Origin of the sequence: Streptomyces lavendofoliae, from assembly GCF_014649735.1 — a bacterium.
Classification (GTDB): domain Bacteria; phylum Actinomycetota; class Actinomycetes; order Streptomycetales; family Streptomycetaceae; genus Streptomyces; species Streptomyces lavendofoliae.
Map to the genome: position 1 here is coordinate 30936 of NZ_BMTP01000005.1, position 17080 is coordinate 48015.

The following is a 17080-nucleotide window of genomic DNA, read 5'->3' on the forward strand; positions in this document are numbered from 1 at the left end:
CCTGACCTGGCCTTTTGGCCGACATCGGGAAGTCTGTCTCCGTGTCCGGCGTGGGACCGGTACGCGCGTAGTGAGTCCGAGCCCTCGGAAGGACCCCCTCTTGGCCGCCTCGCGCAACGCCTCGACCGCGAATACGAACAACGGCGCAAGCACCGCCCCGCTGCGCATCTCCTTTGCAAAGATCAAGGAGCCCCTCGAGGTTCCGAACCTCCTCGCGCTGCAGACCGAGAGCTTTGACTGGCTGCTCGGCAACGCCGCGTGGAAGGCTCGTGTCGAGGCGGCTCTGGAGTCCGGACAGGACGTTCCCACCAAGTCCGGTCTGGAGGAGATCTTCGAGGAGATCTCGCCGATCGAGGACTTCTCCGGGTCGATGTCGCTGACTTTCCGCGACCACCGCTTCGAGCCCCCCAAGAACTCGATCGACGAGTGCAAGGAGCGCGACTTCACGTACGCCGCGCCGCTCTTCGTCACGGCCGAGTTCACCAACAACGAGACCGGCGAGATCAAGTCCCAGACGGTCTTCATGGGCGACTTCCCGCTCATGACCAACAAGGGCACCTTCGTCATCAACGGCACCGAGCGTGTCGTGGTGTCGCAGCTCGTCCGCTCGCCGGGTGTGTACTTCGACTCCTCCATCGACAAGACGTCCGACAAGGACATCTTCTCCGCCAAGATCATCCCGTCCCGGGGTGCCTGGCTGGAGATGGAGATCGACAAGCGCGACATGGTCGGTGTCCGCATCGACCGCAAGCGCAAGCAGTCCGTCACCGTCCTCCTCAAGGCGCTCGGCTGGACCACCGAGCAGATCCTCCAGGAGTTCGGCGAGTACGAGTCCATGCGCGCCACCCTGGAGAAGGACCACACCCAGGGCCAGGACGACGCGCTGCTCGACATCTACCGCAAGCTGCGTCCGGGCGAGCCGCCGACGCGCGAGGCCGCTCAGACGCTGCTCGAGAACCTCTACTTCAACCCCAAGCGCTACGACCTCGCCAAGGTCGGCCGCTACAAGGTGAACAAGAAGCTCGGCGCCGACGAGCCGCTGGACGCCGGTGTGCTCACCACCGACGACATCATCGCCACGATCAAGTACCTGGTGAAGCTCCACGCGGGCGAGACCGAGACGGTCGGCGAGAACGGCACGCAGATCGTCGTCGAGACCGACGACATCGACCACTTCGGCAACCGTCGTCTGCGCAACGTCGGCGAGCTCATCCAGAACCAGGTCCGCACGGGTCTGGCTCGTATGGAGCGCGTCGTGCGCGAGCGGATGACGACCCAGGACGTCGAGGCGATCACGCCGCAGACCCTGATCAACATCCGGCCGGTCGTCGCCTCCATCAAGGAGTTCTTCGGCACCAGCCAGCTGTCGCAGTTCATGGACCAGAACAACCCGCTGTCCGGGCTGACGCACAAGCGTCGTCTGTCCGCGCTCGGCCCGGGTGGTCTGTCCCGTGAGCGGGCCGGCTTCGAGGTCCGTGACGTGCACCCGTCCCACTACGGACGCATGTGCCCGATCGAGACGCCCGAAGGCCCGAACATCGGTCTGATCGGTTCGCTCGCCTCGTACGGACGCGTCAACGCGTTCGGTTTCGTCGAGACGCCGTACCGCAAGGTCGTCGAGGGCCAGGTGACCGACGAGGTCGACTACCTGACCGCCGACGAGGAGGACCGCTTCGTCATCGCCCAGGCCAACGCGCCGCTGACCGACGAGCTCCGGTTCGCCGAGGCCCGCGTGCTGGTCCGCCGCCGTGGTGGCGAGGTCGACTACGTCGCGCCCGACGACGTGGACTACATGGACGTCTCGCCGCGCCAGATGGTGTCGGTCGCGACCGCCATGATCCCGTTCCTCGAGCACGACGACGCCAACCGTGCCCTCATGGGCGCGAACATGATGCGCCAGGCCGTTCCGCTCATCAAGGCGGAGGCGCCGCTGGTCGGCACCGGCATGGAGTACCGCTGTGCCACCGACGCCGGCGACGTCATCAAGGCGGAGAAGGACGGTGTGATCCAGGAGGTCTCGGCCGACTACATCACCGTCGCCAACGACGACGGCACGTACACCACGTACCGCGTCGCCAAGTTCTCCCGCTCCAACCAGGGCACCTCGGTCAACCAGAAGGTCGTCGTCTCCGAGGGCGACCGGGTGATCGAGGGCCAGGTCCTCGCCGACGGCCCCGCCACCGAGAACGGTGAGATGGCGCTCGGCAAGAACCTGCTGGTCGCGTTCATGCCGTGGGAGGGTCACAACTACGAGGACGCGATCATCCTGTCGCAGCGCCTCGTGCAGGACGACGTCCTCTCCTCGATCCACATCGAGGAGCACGAGGTCGACGCCCGTGACACCAAGCTCGGCCCGGAGGAGATCACCCGGGACATCCCGAACGTCTCCGAGGAGGTCCTCGCCGACCTCGACGAGCGCGGCATCATCCGTATCGGTGCCGAGGTCGTCGCCGGCGACATCCTCGTCGGCAAGGTCACGCCCAAGGGCGAAACCGAGCTGACGCCGGAGGAGCGCCTGCTCCGCGCGATCTTCGGTGAGAAGGCCCGTGAGGTCCGTGACACCTCGCTGAAGGTGCCGCACGGCGAGACCGGCAAGGTCATCGGCGTCCGCGTCTTCGACCGCGAGGAGGGCGACGAGCTTCCCCCCGGTGTGAACCAGCTGGTGCGCGTGTACGTCGCGCAGAAGCGCAAGATCACCGACGGTGACAAGCTCGCCGGCCGCCACGGCAACAAGGGCGTCATCTCCAAGATCCTGCCGATCGAGGACATGCCGTTCCTGGAGGACGGCACCCCGGTCGACATCATCCTCAACCCGCTGGGTGTCCCGTCCCGAATGAACCCGGGACAGGTCCTGGAGATCCACCTCGGCTGGCTCGCCAGCCGCGGCTGGGACGTCTCCGGCCTCGCGGACGAGTGGGCGCAGCGCCTCCAGGCGATCGGCGCCGACAAGGTGGAGCCCGGCACCAACGTCGCCACCCCCGTCTTCGACGGTGCGCGTGAGGACGAGCTGGCCGGTCTGCTCCAGCACACCATCCCGAACCGCGACGGCGACCGGATGGTGCTGCCCACCGGCAAGGCCCGGCTGTTCGACGGCCGCTCCGGTGAGCCGTTCCCGGACCCGATCTCGGTCGGGTACATGTACATCCTCAAGCTCCACCACCTGGTCGACGACAAGCTGCACGCGCGTTCGACCGGTCCGTACTCGATGATCACCCAGCAGCCGCTGGGTGGTAAGGCTCAGTTCGGTGGCCAGCGCTTCGGTGAGATGGAGGTGTGGGCGCTGGAGGCTTACGGCGCCGCCTACGCCCTCCAGGAGCTGCTGACCATCAAGTCCGACGACGTCACCGGCCGCGTGAAGGTCTACGAGGCCATCGTCAAGGGCGAGAACATCCCCGAGCCCGGCATCCCCGAGTCCTTCAAGGTGCTCATCAAGGAGATGCAGTCCCTGTGCCTCAACGTGGAGGTGCTGTCCTCGGACGGCATGTCCATCGAGATGCGCGACACCGACGAGGACGTCTTCCGCGCTGCGGAAGAGCTCGGTATCGACCTGTCCCGGCGCGAGCCGAGCAGCGTCGAAGAGGTCTGACGGGTCTGGCCGGGGCCTCCTCGTGAGGCCCCGGGCCCTCCCCCCGGACCCTCCCCCTACGCCCTGGCGGGCGTGGGGGGCCCATCAGACCATGATTGAGACTCAAACCCTGAGAGGGATTGACGCATAGTGCTCGACGTCAACTTCTTCGACGAGCTGCGGATCGGCCTGGCCACCGCGGACGACATCCGTCAGTGGTCCCACGGCGAGGTCAAGAAGCCGGAGACCATCAACTACCGCACCCTGAAGCCCGAAAAGGACGGACTCTTCTGCGAGAAGATCTTCGGTCCGACCCGGGACTGGGAGTGCTACTGCGGCAAGTACAAGCGTGTCCGCTTCAAGGGCATCATCTGTGAGCGGTGTGGCGTCGAGGTCACCCGCGCCAAGGTGCGCCGTGAGCGGATGGGCCACATCGAGCTGGCCGCTCCCGTCACCCACATCTGGTACTTCAAGGGCGTCCCGTCCCGGCTGGGCTACCTGCTGGACCTCGCCCCGAAGGACCTGGAGAAGGTCATCTACTTCGCGGCGTACATGATCACGTACGTCGACGAGGAGCGCCGCACGCGCGACCTGCCGTCGCTGGAGGCCCACGTCTCCGTCGAGCGCCAGCAGATCGAGAACCGCCGCGACGCCGACCTCGAGGCCCGCGCCAAGAAGCTCGAGACCGACCTCGCCGAGCTGGAGGCCGAGGGCGCCAAGGCCGACGTGCGCCGCAAGGTGCGCGAGGGCGCCGAGCGCGAGATGAAGCAGCTGCGCGACCGCGCCCAGCGCGAGATCGACCGTCTCGACGAGGTGTGGAACCGCTTCAAGAACCTCAAGGTCCAGGACCTCGAGGGCGACGAGCTGCTCTACCGCGAGCTGCGCGACCGCTTCGGCACGTACTTCGACGGGTCGATGGGTGCCGCGGCGCTGCAGAAGCGCCTGGAGTCCTTCGACCTCGACGAGGAGGCCGAGAAGCTCCGCGAGATCATCCGCACGGGCAAGGGCCAGAAGAAGACCCGCGCCCTGAAGCGGCTGAAGGTCGTGTCCGCGTTCCTCCAGACCAGCAACAGCCCCAAGGGCATGGTGCTGGACTGCGTACCGGTCATCCCGCCGGACCTGCGTCCGATGGTGCAGCTGGACGGTGGCCGCTTCGCGACCTCCGACCTCAACGACCTGTACCGCCGCGTCATCAACCGCAACAACCGCCTCAAGCGTCTCCTTGACCTCGGTGCCCCCGAGATCATCGTGAACAACGAGAAGCGGATGCTGCAGGAGGCCGTCGACGCGCTGTTCGACAACGGCCGCCGCGGTCGCCCGGTCACCGGTCCCGGTAACCGCCCGCTGAAGTCCCTCAGCGACATGCTGAAGGGCAAGCAGGGTCGCTTCCGTCAGAACCTGCTCGGCAAGCGAGTCGACTACTCGGCGCGTTCCGTGATCGTCGTCGGCCCGCAGCTGAAGCTGCACCAGTGCGGTCTGCCCAAGGCCATGGCGCTGGAGCTCTTCAAGCCGTTCGTGATGAAGCGCCTGGTCGACCTGAACCACGCGCAGAACATCAAGTCGGCCAAGCGCATGGTCGAGCGCGGCCGCACCGTGGTCTACGACGTCCTCGAAGAGGTCATCGCCGAGCACCCGGTGCTGCTGAACCGTGCGCCCACGCTGCACCGCCTCGGCATCCAGGCCTTCGAGCCGCAGCTGGTCGAGGGCAAGGCCATCCAGATCCACCCGCTCGTCTGCACCGCGTTCAACGCGGACTTCGACGGTGACCAGATGGCCGTGCACCTGCCGCTGTCCGCGGAGGCGCAGGCCGAGGCCCGCATCCTGATGCTGTCCTCGAACAACATCCTCAAGCCGGCCGACGGCCGGCCGGTCACCATGCCGACCCAGGACATGGTGCTGGGCCTCTTCTTCCTCACCACGGACGAGGAGGAGCGCGAGGTCAAGGGCGAGGGCCGCGCCTTCAACTCCACCGCCGAAGCGATCATGGCGTTCGACCGGGGCGAGCTCTCGCTCCAGGCGAAGGTCGACATCCGCTTCCCGATCGGCACCGTCCCGCCGCGTGGCTGGACCCCGCCGGTGGAGGAGGACGGCGACGACTCCGTCGGCGCCGGTGCGTGGCAGCAGGGTGACTCGTTCCGCCTGCGGACGACCCTGGGCCGTGCGCTCTTCAACGAGCTGCTGCCCGAGGACTACCCGTTCGTCGACTACTCGGTCGGCAAGAAGCAGCTCTCCGAGATCGTCAACGACCTCGCCGAGCGCTACCCCAAGGTCATCGTGGCGGCGACGCTCGACAACCTGAAGGCGGCCGGCTTCTTCTGGGCGACCCGTTCCGGTGTCACCGTCGCCATCTCCGACGTCGTCGTTCCCGAGGCGAAGAAGGAGATCGTCAAGTCGTACGAGGCTCAGGACGAGAAGGTCCAGAAGCAGTACGAGCGCGGTCTGATCACCAAGGACGAGCGCACGCAGGAACTCATCGCGATCTGGACCAAGGCGACCAACGAGGTCGCCGAGGCGATGAACGACAACTTCCCGAAGACCAACCCGATCTTCATGATGGTGAACTCGGGTGCACGAGGCAACATGATGCAGATGCGTCAGATCGCCGGTATGCGTGGTCTGGTGTCGAACGCCAAGAACGAGACGATCCCGCGTCCCATCAAGGCGTCCTTCCGTGAGGGCCTGTCCGTGCTGGAGTACTTCATCTCCACGCACGGTGCCCGTAAGGGTCTCGCGGACACCGCCCTGCGTACCGCCGACTCGGGTTACCTGACCCGTCGTCTGGTGGACGTCTCGCAGGACGTGATCATCCGCGAGGAGGACTGCGGCACCGAGCGCGGTCTGAAGCTGCGGATCGCCGAGCGCGGCGCCGACGGCGTCCTGCGCAAGGCGGAGGACGTCGAGACGTCCGTGTACGCGCGGATGCTCGCCGAGGACGTCGTCGTGGACGGCAAGGTCATCGCGCCGGCCAACGTCGACCTGGGTGACGTGCTCATCGACGCCCTGGTCAACGCGGGTGTCGAGGAGGTCAAGACCCGCTCGGTCCTGACCTGTGAGTCCGCCGTCGGCACCTGTGCCTTCTGCTACGGCCGCTCGCTCGCCACCGGCAAGCTGGTCGACATCGGTGAGGCGGTCGGCATCATCGCCGCCCAGTCCATCGGTGAGCCCGGTACCCAGCTGACGATGCGTACCTTCCACACCGGTGGTGTGGCCGGTGACGACATCACCCAGGGTCTGCCCCGTGTCGTCGAGCTCTTCGAGGCCCGTACGCCCAAGGGTGTCGCCCCGATCTCCGAGGCCTCCGGCCGCGTGCGGATCGAGGAGACCGAGAAGACCAAGAAGATCGTCGTCACCCCGGACGACGGCAGCGACGAGACGGCCTACCCGATCTCGAAGCGCGCCAAGGTCCTGGTGCACGAGGGCGACCACGTCGAGGTGGGCCAGAAGCTCACCGCGGGTGCCACCAACCCGCACGACGTGCTGCGCATCCTCGGCCAGCGTGCCGTCCAGGTCCACCTGGTCGGCGAAGTCCAGAAGGTCTACAACTCGCAGGGCGTGTCGATCCACGACAAGCACATCGAGATCATCATCCGGCAGATGCTGCGCCGCGTGACGATCATCGAGTCCGGCGACGCGGAGCTCCTGCCGGGCGAGCTGGTCGAGCGGTCGAAGTTCGAGTCGGAGAACCGTCGTGTGGTCACCGAGGGCGGTCACCCCGCCTCCGGCCGTCCGCAGCTGATGGGTATCACCAAGGCGTCGCTGGCGACGGAGTCGTGGCTGTCCGCGGCCTCCTTCCAGGAGACGACCAGGGTCCTGACGGACGCGGCGATCAACGCCAAGTCCGACTCCCTGATCGGCCTCAAGGAGAACGTCATCATCGGTAAGCTCATCCCGGCCGGTACGGGCCTGTCCCGCTACCGCAACATCCGGGTCGAGCCGACCGAGGAGGCCAAGGCCGCGATGTACTCGGCCGTCGGCTACGACGACATCGACTACTCGCCGTTCGGCACCGGCTCCGGCCAGGCCGTTCCGCTGGAGGACTACGACTACGGTCCGTACAACCAGTAAGCGAGTCGCTTGATCGACCGGAGGGCGGTCACCCCGTTGCGAGACGGGGTGACCGCCCTTCGGGCTTCCTACCGGCCGACCGCCTGCCAGAGGGCGAGGGTGAAGCCGGCGCCGGAGGTGAGCGCCATGACGCTGGCGACCGGCCAGCGGCTGCGCTCCAGCGCGTCGAGCCGCGCCTCGTGGTCGGCGAGCTGCTTGTCCGTCTGGTCACTGCGCTGGACGAGCAGCGCGAGCGAGCCGTCGGCCCGGGCGAACCCGGCTTCCAGCGTGCCGCGCAGCCGCTCCAGTTCCAGGGCGACGGTGACCGGGTCGTTCCGCTCAGTCTCGGTCATCGGCGGCCCCCGGTGACGCGGTGCCGAGCCAGGGCGGCAGCAGGTTCTGTACGGCCTCCAGGGCCATGATCCGCGCGAGCGCGCCGGCGACGGCCAGCGCCCCGGCGACCCAGGGGAGGGTGGCCGGGACACCGGACGCGTCCACGATGGCGGGGAGCACGACGGCGATGCCGACGGCGGACTGGAGGATGGTGCGGGCCGTGCGCTTGGCGGCGTCGGTCATGATCGGTGACTCCTCAGCGGGTGTACGGGACCTTCAGGGCGTTCCAGGAGGCGCGGCCCGGCACGCCGTCCGCGTCGGAGCCGGAGAAGCCGAGCTTGCGCTGCCAGCGGGCGTAGCCGCGCCGGTCGGCGTCGGACCAGCGCGGCCCGGGGCCGACGGCGTACTCCCCGCAGCCCTCGGCGACCAGGCGGCGGCCCATGGCGGTGATGACCGGGGAACTGGTGGCGGAGGTGAAGAACGAGGCGCCGGGGAAGGGCTGGAGGCGCGGCGGCCCGGGGGCGGCCGGCCCGCCGGACCCCGGGCGGCCGGGGGTACCGGACCCGGCGGCGGACCGCAGGCGGGAGCCGATCCTGCCGCGCAGCGCCCGCATCCCGAAGCCGCGCGGGTCGGTCTTGGTGGCCGTCCACTCCTTGTGGCCGATCACCGAGGCGGCAGACCACCCGTGCGCCCGGCACAGCGCGGCGCAGGCGCGCTCGATGGCGTCGAGCTGGGCGGCGGGCCACGGATCCCTGCCGTCGCCGAGGTTGACGCACTCGAACCCGTAGAAGTGGGCGTTGCCGTCGGTGTCCTGCCGGTCCGGCGCGGGCGGGGCGCTCTCGGCGACCACCGCGCGCAGGACGTCGCCGTCGCCGGCTCCGGCGTGGTTGGCGCGGCCGTTGGCGATGAGGTGGACGGTGCCGGTCTTGTCGATGACGCCCTGGCACAGCGGGCCGGGCAGGGCGGCGTACCCGTCGCGGCACAGCGCGACGGAGGCGGCGGAGCCGCTGGAGACGGTGTGGTGGACGATCACGCCGTGCAGCGGGCCCCAGGCGCCCTTGTGGTTGCGGTTGCGGGTGCGCCAGCCCGGGTGCTCGACGACGCGGACGCCCTCGGCGCGCAGGGCGGCCAGGAGCCGGTCGGGGGAGAGGGGAGCTGCCATTCGGTGGGCCTCCTCGTCGTGGGGGCGGGAAAGGGCCCGGCCCGCCGCGCCGGGGGAGGGCGGGGCGGGCCGGGCCCGGGGAAGGGGCGGGACGCGTGGGGGCGCGCCCGGCCCGTGGTCTCACATCACGGGGTCGATCCGGATGAACCGGGTGTCGAAGTTGCCGGTGCTGGTGGCGGCGGCGGTGCGGTAGGCGGGGGTGGCGGTGTGCGTGGTCCCGACCGCGAGGCCGCCGACCAGGAACTGCGTGGACACCGAGGACCGGTTCGGGGTGTTGACCAGCGCCGCCCGGTCGTCGGAGGCGGCGAGGACGATCGCGCCGGCGGCGTTGCGGACGTTGGCGGACATGTAGGAGCCGACGTTCGCCGTGGAGTGCATGTAGCACCCCACCGTGATGATCACCTGGCCGGAGGCGGGCACGGTGAAGACGGCGTTCATCGGGTCGCCCACCGCGTCGGTCAGCGTCTCCGCCCAGGCGGTGCTGGTGGTGCTGCCGCCGTCCAGGTTGACCCGGAAGACGGGGACGGGGCCGACCGGCGCCCAGGCGGAGCCGGTGTGGTACATCAGCCGCCCCGGGGAGGCGATCCACGCGACCATGCCGGCCACCGGCGTGGGGATCTTGGTGTCGCGCTCCGCGGCGGTGCCGAAGCGGAGCACGGTCCTGCCGTCCAGGGTCTGGGCCAGTGACTGGAGGTGCGCGGGCAGGTCCGCCGGGTCACTGGGCTGCGGGTAGGGCAGGCCGCTGAGGGAGGTGTACTGGGTGGTCATGCGATCTCCTCCTGTCCGCCGCCGGAGACGGGCACGACGGGGGCGGTGTCGGGTGCCGGGGTGCCGGGGACTTCCGGACCGGCCGGGTCGGGTGTGCCGGGTGTGCCGGGTTCTCCCGGGACCGGCGGGTCGGGGTGCTCTTCCAGGAGGACCTCGACGGGGTACGCGGGGTCCGTCGGGGCCTCGATGGTGATCTCCACCGGGGCGGGAGCGGCCGGGTCCCCGCTCGCGGTCGGTTCGTCGCTCACAGTCCGCTCTCCTTGATCTCCCGCCAGGTCGACCCGGTGGCCGTGAGGTCGGCCAGGGTGGGGTGGGCGGCGGCGACGGCCGCGTAGGTCGCGCCGGCCGGCAGCGGCTCGCGGTCGGACGGGGTGTCGGGGGTCAGGCCGGTGTCGGCGGGCACGCCGTTGGTCCGGGTGCCGCGCAGGGTCAGGGTCTGCTGGACGGTTCCGGCGGCGGTGGCCGCGGTCTTGACGCCGACGACCCAGGCGAGGGTGTCGAGCGCGGCACCGCTGGTGTCCACGACCCGCACCACGTCGCCGAGCTGGATGGCCGGGTCGTACAGCACCTCGACGTCGCCGAGGACGGGTACGGGGTACTGGCCCGCGGCCCGCATGGCGTCGGCGAGGTCCTGCGCCGCCCGGTAGTCCTGCACCCAGTCGCCGGCCTCGGCGCAGTACTCCTGACGGCCGTAGTACCGCTCGCTGGTACTGCCGGGCACCCAGGAGGTCGCCTGGCGCTCGACGGGCTCGGTGGACGGCTTCAGGGTCTGGATGTGGACCGAGGGCCTGCCGTCCTCGTCGACCGTGTAGAGCCGCCGGGCGGTGCGGTTGGTGAGCCGGAGGACCAGGCAGCCCTCCTCGCGCCGGGCGAGGATGTCCACGGCGCCCTTCACCGCGGCCGCGCCGGCCGCGTTGGCGGCGGCGAAGCGGACCGAGAAGCCGGGCGCGACGCTCTGGTCGTCGTCGACGTTCGGCGGTCCGATGTCGAACTCCTCGTCCGCCAGGACGTACTTGAGCGTCACCGACGCGTTGCCGGGGATCTCGCGCACCACGGTGTCGTGGTAGGTGGTGCCGCTGGTGACCTTCACCGATGACCAGTCCTTGTACGGCTGCACGCAGTAGTTGCGGCAGGCGTCTATCTCCTCGGTGACGGTGAGCGCGGCGATGTCCCGCACCGACGTCAGGGTGAGGTCGGGGGCCGTGGGCGGCTTGGCGAAGCGGGTGTAGTTGCGCCAGTGGAAGACGCCGCGTTCGTCGAACTCGGCGGTGGACATGCTCGCCCGGGCGATCTGGGTGAGCACCTCCCACTGGGAGCCGGACACGCGCGGGATCGCGTGGAGCGGCAGGATCGCGTCGTCGAGCCGCACCTCCTTGGCCCACGCGCCGGTCTGCGCGAACTCGGTGGCGGTCGGGGCCGCGGGCAGACCGGTGGACAGCTGCACGGACTCGGTGGCGAGCTGGGTCACCAGCCGCAGCTGGTACAGCTCGGCGGCCGGCTGCGCGGCCGTGGCGTCGGTGAAGGTCGCCGGGCCGCACGGGTAGTGCTTGCCGTCCGGTCCGGTCAGGAAGGGCTGGACGGTCGGCAGGACGGACGTGCCGGTCGAGACGGTGTCGAACAGGCCGCCGATGTGCCAGACGCCCCGCTTCTCCTTGAGCGCGGAGACGCCCCAGGAGTAGTACCAGCCGCTGCCCTCCCGGGTGCCGGAGTGCATGAAGACCTGGCCGGTGGAGAAGTCGACCGCGATGCGCAGCCGGCCGGTCTCGGTACCGGTGCGGTTGAGGTCCAGCTCCAGGGCGACGGTGGAGCCGAAGCCGACGGCGTTGTTCACCCATGCCTCGGCGAACAGGCGGCTGCCCGGCACGGTGACCCGGCTGCGCGGGAACCAGGTGGCCGTCAGCGCGTTGGTGTCGGGCGCCGCGGCGTGCGGGACGAGCGCCATCTCGTGCGGGGCGCCGTCCCGGCTCCAGCCGTAGTGCCGGGGGTCCGGGACGACCTCGGGCTGCCCGTAGGTGGCGGCGAACCCGCCGTGCAGGGAGGCGTACACCACGGTGAGCGGTGAGGCCGGGTCGAACTCCGGGTGGCGCGGCGGCGGGCAGGAGTGCAGCCCCGCCTGGCGCAGCAGTTCGTCGACGCACCAGGTGGCGGTGGCGACCGGGCGCCGCCAGTAGAAGCCGGCGTACGGCTTGGGCAGGTCGGCGGGCCCGCGCAGCCGCTCGGCGCCGTCCAGGGCGGTGAGCTGCACGCTGTCGGTGCCGGAGGCGGCCGAGCGGTTGCGCAACGTGCCGCGGAAGGCGGGCAGGACGCCGCCGTCGGTGCCGTAGCGGTGGACGACGGACTGGCCGGGGCGGGCCGCGTCGCCGGTGGAGCGCGGAGCCCAGGGCGAGTACAGGGCGGGCGCGGACGTGTCGCCGGTGCCGGAGACCTGGAGCTGGAGCTGGGCCGCGGAGCTGCCGGAGAAGGCGCGCATGGCGTCCGGCAGGTCGGTGCTGTAGCTGCGTTCCAGCTGCCAGGACTGGACCTGGGCGGAGACGTCCCGGCCGCCGAGGCGGGTGGTGTGGGCGGTGACGCGCGACCCGGACCGGAGGGTGCGGGTCAGGTCGTCGTCAGACGCTTGCACTGGTCACCTCCGCGAGGTCGATCGAGATGTTCCGGTACGGCAGCGGCCGGGCCGGGGAGTCGGTGTAGGCGGTGACGGCCATGACCGGGCACCCGTCGCCGGGCAGCTCGGTGACCGTCGGGTCCAGGTGCAGGAGCCTCGCCGGGCCGATCCGTGACTGGAACGCGGTGGTGGCGGAGGCGAAGGACACCGTGGCGGACACGTGGGTGGTGCCGGCCGGCACGGTCGCGGGGGCCCATCCGTTGGCGGTGCCCAGGGACGTACCGGCGGCGTCGTGGAAGGTCAGCGCGCAGCCCTGGGCCCGCGACCGTACGGCGGCGGGCAGGACGAGCCCGGTCAGGCCGGGTCCCGCGGGCACCGCGTGGCCCTTCTGGGTGCCGTTGACGAAGGTCAGCGTTCCGGCGGTGGAGGCGGCCAGGGACGCCACCGCGTAGCCGGACGCGTCGGTCGACAGGGTGACGCCGGTCGCCGACCACTGGGTGAGCGCGCCCCGGCCGGCCGCCTGGTCCGCGCCGAGCAGGTTCACCGGGGCGGTGGGCACGTGGTCGTCGTCGAGGGTGAGCACGGCGCCGTCGAGCCCGTACGTCCCGGCCTCGCCGGCGACGCCCGCGGGAGTGACCAGGGCGGCGCCGGCGGGGGCGGTCGCGACGACGGTGTGGCCGGTGTCGGTGGCCGACGACAGGTAGGTGCCGTCGGCGTCGCGCCAGTGCAGCCGGGTGGTGCAGGGGCCCACCCGCCAGGAGGTCGGCAGCGTGAACCGCACCCGCATGCCGGGGGCGACCGGGAAGCCGGCGCGGGGCCTGCGGTGCCAGTTCAGCTGGGCGGTGGCCGAGTCCGCCTTCCACACGTACGTCTGGGGCGGCGCGCCCGCGGCGGCCGACGGCTCCAGCCTGCCGCTGCCGGCGGCGGAGGTGTACCAGACGTTGTACGGGCTGTCGGAGACGCTGCGGCCCTCCGCCTGGAGCGGGTCGAGCAGGTTGCGCCCGACCGGGTCGATGACCTCGATGGGGCCGGGGCCGTCGATGCGGCGGGCCAGCCGGTCGAAGTGGGCGGCGTCCTCCCGGGTGAGCCGGTCGAAGCCGAGCTTGATCCGGCGGGGGGAGTGGCGGGGCGCGATGGTGGTGATCTGGCCGCTCAGCGCGGTGAACTGCGAGACGTTGAGCTCGGCCCCGCGCTCGAAGGCGGTGGCGGCCTGACTGATCTCGCGGAGCTGTCCGGGCAGGCCGACCCAGAGATTCCTTGGCATGGGACGAGCCTCCTTCCTTGGGTCATGGCGACGGGGGCCGCGGGCTGCCGGGCCGGTGGTGGCGGGGCCGTGGCCGTCGACGCGGTCGTGCGGTCGCCGCGCGGTCGTGCCATCGCCGGCGCCGGTGGCGCGGTCGTGGGGCCGGCGGAGCCGGGATGGCGAGGCCGTGCGGCCGGCGGCTAGCGGCGGGCGAGCTGCCGGCGGCCGGCGATCACGGCGCGGGCGATGGTCTGGCCGTCGACCTGGACGTGGACGGGCCGGTCGGCGAGGCGCTCGACCGCTTCGGCGAGCCGGGCGATCTGGGCGCGGCTGCCGCCGGGGCCGATCATGCGTTCCAGCTTGCTGAGCGGGATGACGGCCTCGTGCTCGCCGGCCTCGCCGACCAGGGCGAGGGTGCCGCCGTTGCGGGGCTGGACGATGCCGCCCTTGGCGAGGGCGGGAATCGGGATCTTCGGCAGGTTGATGGAGAAGCTCTTGCCGCCGAAGACCGGCACCCAGCCGGGGATCGAGACCTTGAAGCCGTTGAGGGCGCCGATGATGGTGTTGACGGCGGTGGCGAACGCCCGGAACGGCGCGAGCATGACGTTGCCGATGCCCTTGAGGATCGGGATGATCACCCCGGTCGCCGTCGACACCGCGCCCTGGATCGCCTTCATCCCGGACTTGAAGCCCTTGGTGACCACCGAGACGATCTTGTCGACGTTGACGAACTTGGCGATGAGCGGTGCCAGCAGCGTCATGATCAGGCCGAACGGGCTGGCCGCCATGGCCAGGTTGAGGCCCTTCTGCGCCAGGCTCGCGCCCTTCAGGCCCTTGGAGAGCCCACCGCCCATGGTCTTCCCGGTCTTGTCGGCGCCCTTGCCGGCCTTGCCGACGGACTTCTCGACGGCGTCGGCCTGGCGCTTGACGTCACGCAGGGCGTTCTTGGCCTTGTCGGCCGAGCCCTTGAGCTTGTCGAGCGAGGTCTTGAACTTGTCGGTACCGCCCTTGGCTTTGCCGAAGGCCGTGTTGGCGTTGTTCAGACCGGTCCGCAGCCTGCCGACGGCGGTGTTGCCGTTGCCGGCGGAGGTGCGGAGCTTGCCGAGGGAGGAATGCGCCCGGTCGGCCCCGGTCCTGACCTTCGTCATGGCGGTACTCGCCTGGCCCGCGGACGACTTGATGTTCCCCACCGCGCTGGACGCGGTACGGGAGGACTGCCTCAGGCGGCCCAGCGAGGAATTGGTCCGATCCATCGCGGAGCGGAATCTCCCGGCTCCGCCGGCGGCCTTGCCGAATGCGCTGTTCAGGCTCACGTCTTCTCCTTACCGATCACCTCGGAAAGGTGGTCGTCGGTGGGTGTCATCCGGCGAGTTCCTCTTGGAGTCTCCGCAGGTGTTCCCTGGTGGTGCCGAGATTGCTCCGCACCGAGTGCAAGGTCTTGATCGCGGTTTCCTTCGACTTCTCCGCGTCCTTTTCCTCGTGGCGGGACTTCTGTGCCGCCTTCAACGTGTCGACGTAATGCCGACGCGCCTTCTTGAGCGCCTTCTCGGCTTCCTCGGCGGCCACTTCGGCCTGGCGCTGGGCGGTTCTGACGGCGGTGTTGTCGCCGATCCGTGCGCCGTTCTGGCCGGACAACCGCCCGGCCACCTGCGACTTGAGGACCTCGGCGTCCCTGCGGGCCCGTACGGCCCTGTCCCCGGCCCTTTCCGCCCTGTCGACGAGGCGGACGAGCTTGCGGTCCTCGCGCTCGTCCTTGTCCTTCGCCCAGGGGAAGGTGACCAACTGCCGTCCGAGGAAGACGATGCCCTTCTCGTCACCCTTCAGCACGGACGCATCGAACTTGAAGGGCGTGAAGCCGAGTCCTACGACGCCGACGGCGATTTTGAGACCCTCGACCGTCGCGCTCAGCCCGTTGAGCTTGTGCTTGACCTTGTCCGCTTCGTCCTTCGTCCAGTAATGCAGGACCTTTTCGTCGTTGGTTGCCAATTCTGGTCACCTTCCTGGGGCGACGGGAATCCTTGTCACCCCGCGCTGCCACGTGCGACCATCCGTGCGTGACGAGCCTGATGTGGGTCGCTGTGGTGTGGGTGGTGGTGCCGCTGCCGTTCATGGTGTGGTTCGGCGTCTATCCGCTCTGGCTGAGGCGGCGTCTCGCACGGGTCGGGGTGGAGGCCGTCGGTGAGTGCCGGAACGTCACCACTTCGGAGAACCGGCGCAGCACGAGCTTCGTGTTCACGACCGCCGCGGGCGAGAAGGTCTACTACCGCTCGCCGTTGAGCTGGCGCAGCTGGGGAACCCCCGGCCGGGAGGCGGTGCTGGTGTACGACCCCGGCTTCCCCCGCCGCTTCGTGCGCAGCAGGAGCGAGCTGGGCTCCCGCCCCGAGGCGTGGACGATCCTCTGGTGGATGCTGGGCATGGAGGTCGTGATGGTCCTCGGCTTCGTCCTGGTCACGCTGTACGAGGCGGGGACGATCCGCTGACGGCGATCCGCTGACGGCGGACGGACTCCCGGTGCGGCTGCCCGTCCCGGCTCCGGTTCGTCATGCGAAGAAGTGCAGCAGCTCCGAGGGGCCGGGCCGGGTGTCCCTGCGCTCCGCGTCCTCCGAGGGCTGCCCGCCCGGCTGCGCGCTCCCGTCCTCCGGGGCGCCGCCGGACGGCCGCGGCACCGGCGTCGGGTACTCCAGCGCCTCCGCCTCCTCGTCCTGGTTCACGGTGGCGAACATCCAGTTGGCCTCGGCGAGGTGGTCCACCGCCGACGCGAGCAGGTAGTCGCCCACCGTCCACTCCGCCGCCTCCCCGTGCAGGGCGCGGGCCAGCACGCTGTCGCGCGGCATGTGCCGGACGAGCACCGCGAGCCGGCGGGAGGAGAGCCGGCCGCGGTGCCAGTCGAGCAGGTCGACGCCGTAGTGGCGCAGCAGGTCGGCCTCCAGGGCCTCGGCGTGCTCCTCGACGAGCACGCCGAGGCTCAGCCTTCCCCCAGGCCGAGCCCCGTCTCCTTGCCGTACGCCTCCAGGATCGCCGCGATGTCCTGCATCGTGACGTCGAGGCGGTCGAAGCGGGCGTACTGCTGTTCGCCCAGGAGCAGCCGCAGCAGCCCGTCGACGTCGTTGTCGTCGAGTTCGCGCAGCTTGCGGGCGGTGGCGCGGGTCAGCTCGGTCGGCAGCTGGAAGCTCTGGTCGTCGAGCTCGAACGTCCAGGCGCGGCCGAGCGCTTCCAGGCGCTGGGCGCGTGCTGCGTTGACGTTGAAGGAGGACATGAGTGGCTCCTTGGGGGATGCGTACGGGCGGGAACGAAGCAGCCGGTGCCCGGCGCGCGGCCACGAGGGGGCGCGCGCCGGGCACCGGCGGTGGGGAGGGACGGGCG

General features: G+C 70.3%; 14 protein-coding genes. 3 read left to right on the plus strand and 11 right to left on the minus strand.

Translation table 11 applies throughout. The features are described 5' to 3' along the window. Nucleotides 1–100 precede the first annotated feature (100 nt). Both rpoB and IE109_RS10970 read left to right on the plus strand, forming a co-directional pair. On the plus strand, nucleotides 101–3586 hold the full coding sequence (gene rpoB, locus IE109_RS10965) for a DNA-directed RNA polymerase subunit beta (protein WP_189550625.1): 3486 nt from the start codon (nucleotides 101–103) through the stop codon (nucleotides 3584–3586). 129 nt (nucleotides 3587–3715) lie between these two features. Beyond that, nucleotides 3716–7630 carry a DNA-directed RNA polymerase subunit beta' gene (locus IE109_RS10970; RefSeq protein ID WP_189550626.1) on the plus strand — a complete coding sequence of 1305 codons (3915 nt, stop codon included), beginning with the start codon at nucleotides 3716–3718 and terminating at the stop codon, nucleotides 7628–7630. Nucleotides 7631–7698: 68 nt separating this feature from the next. Here the strand turns inward: IE109_RS10970 and IE109_RS10975 are convergent, their stop codons facing one another. The 9 genes from IE109_RS10975 to IE109_RS11015 all read right to left on the minus strand — a co-directional run bounded on the left by IE109_RS10975 (nucleotide 7699) and on the right by IE109_RS11015 (nucleotide 15703). Beyond that, a complete protein-coding gene (locus IE109_RS10975; protein ID WP_189550627.1) occupies nucleotides 7699–7962 on the minus strand; it encodes a hypothetical protein in 264 nt (87 codons plus the stop codon). Then, entirely contained in the window at nucleotides 7949–8185 is a 237-nt protein-coding gene (locus IE109_RS10980) for a hypothetical protein (protein ID WP_189550628.1), read from the minus strand. Before IE109_RS10980 ends, IE109_RS10975 begins: the two co-directional genes overlap by 14 nt. A 13-nt stretch (nucleotides 8186–8198) precedes the next feature. Beyond that, a complete protein-coding gene (locus tag IE109_RS10985) occupies nucleotides 8199–9104 on the minus strand; it encodes a peptidoglycan-binding protein (protein ID WP_189550629.1) in 906 nt (301 codons plus the stop codon). 120 nt (nucleotides 9105–9224) lie between these two features. Further along, a complete protein-coding gene (locus IE109_RS10990) occupies nucleotides 9225–9872 on the minus strand; it encodes a hypothetical protein (RefSeq protein WP_189550630.1) in 648 nt (215 codons plus the stop codon). Next, nucleotides 9869–10120, minus strand: a complete 252-nt coding sequence (locus IE109_RS10995) for a hypothetical protein (protein ID WP_189550631.1) — start codon at nucleotides 10118–10120, stop codon at nucleotides 9869–9871. The genes IE109_RS10990 and IE109_RS10995 overlap by 4 nt, the downstream gene beginning before the upstream one ends. Further along, on the minus strand, nucleotides 10117–12492 hold the full coding sequence (locus tag IE109_RS11000; RefSeq protein ID WP_189550632.1) for a hypothetical protein: 2376 nt from the start codon (nucleotides 12490–12492) through the stop codon (nucleotides 10117–10119). The genes IE109_RS10995 and IE109_RS11000 overlap by 4 nt, the downstream gene beginning before the upstream one ends. Further along, a complete protein-coding gene (locus IE109_RS11005; protein WP_189550633.1) occupies nucleotides 12479–13738 on the minus strand; it encodes a hypothetical protein in 1260 nt (419 codons plus the stop codon). The genes IE109_RS11000 and IE109_RS11005 overlap by 14 nt, the downstream gene beginning before the upstream one ends. Before the next feature lie 179 nt (nucleotides 13739–13917). Then, on the minus strand, nucleotides 13918–15030 hold the full coding sequence (locus IE109_RS11010) for a hypothetical protein (protein WP_189550634.1): 1113 nt from the start codon (nucleotides 15028–15030) through the stop codon (nucleotides 13918–13920). Nucleotides 15031–15076: 46 nt separating this feature from the next. After that, complete coding sequence (locus IE109_RS11015; RefSeq protein ID WP_189550635.1) at nucleotides 15077–15703, minus strand: hypothetical protein; 627 nt, start codon at nucleotides 15701–15703, stop codon at nucleotides 15077–15079. Between the two features lie 68 nt (nucleotides 15704–15771). On the opposite strand from IE109_RS11015, the gene IE109_RS11020 reads away from it, so the two are divergent. Next, the gene (locus IE109_RS11020) at nucleotides 15772–16197 is read left to right on the plus strand and encodes a hypothetical protein (protein ID WP_189550636.1); all 426 of its coding nucleotides are present in this window, start codon (nucleotides 15772–15774) and stop codon (nucleotides 16195–16197) included. A gap of 60 nt (nucleotides 16198–16257) precedes the next feature. On the opposite strand, the gene IE109_RS11025 is transcribed toward IE109_RS11020, so the two are convergent. After that, a complete protein-coding gene (locus IE109_RS11025) occupies nucleotides 16258–16674 on the minus strand; it encodes a hypothetical protein (RefSeq protein ID WP_189550637.1) in 417 nt (138 codons plus the stop codon). 8 nt (nucleotides 16675–16682) lie between these two features. Then, the gene (locus IE109_RS11030; protein WP_189550638.1) at nucleotides 16683–16973 is read right to left on the minus strand and encodes a hypothetical protein; all 291 of its coding nucleotides are present in this window, start codon (nucleotides 16971–16973) and stop codon (nucleotides 16683–16685) included. Nucleotides 16974–17080: the final 107 nt, after the last annotated feature.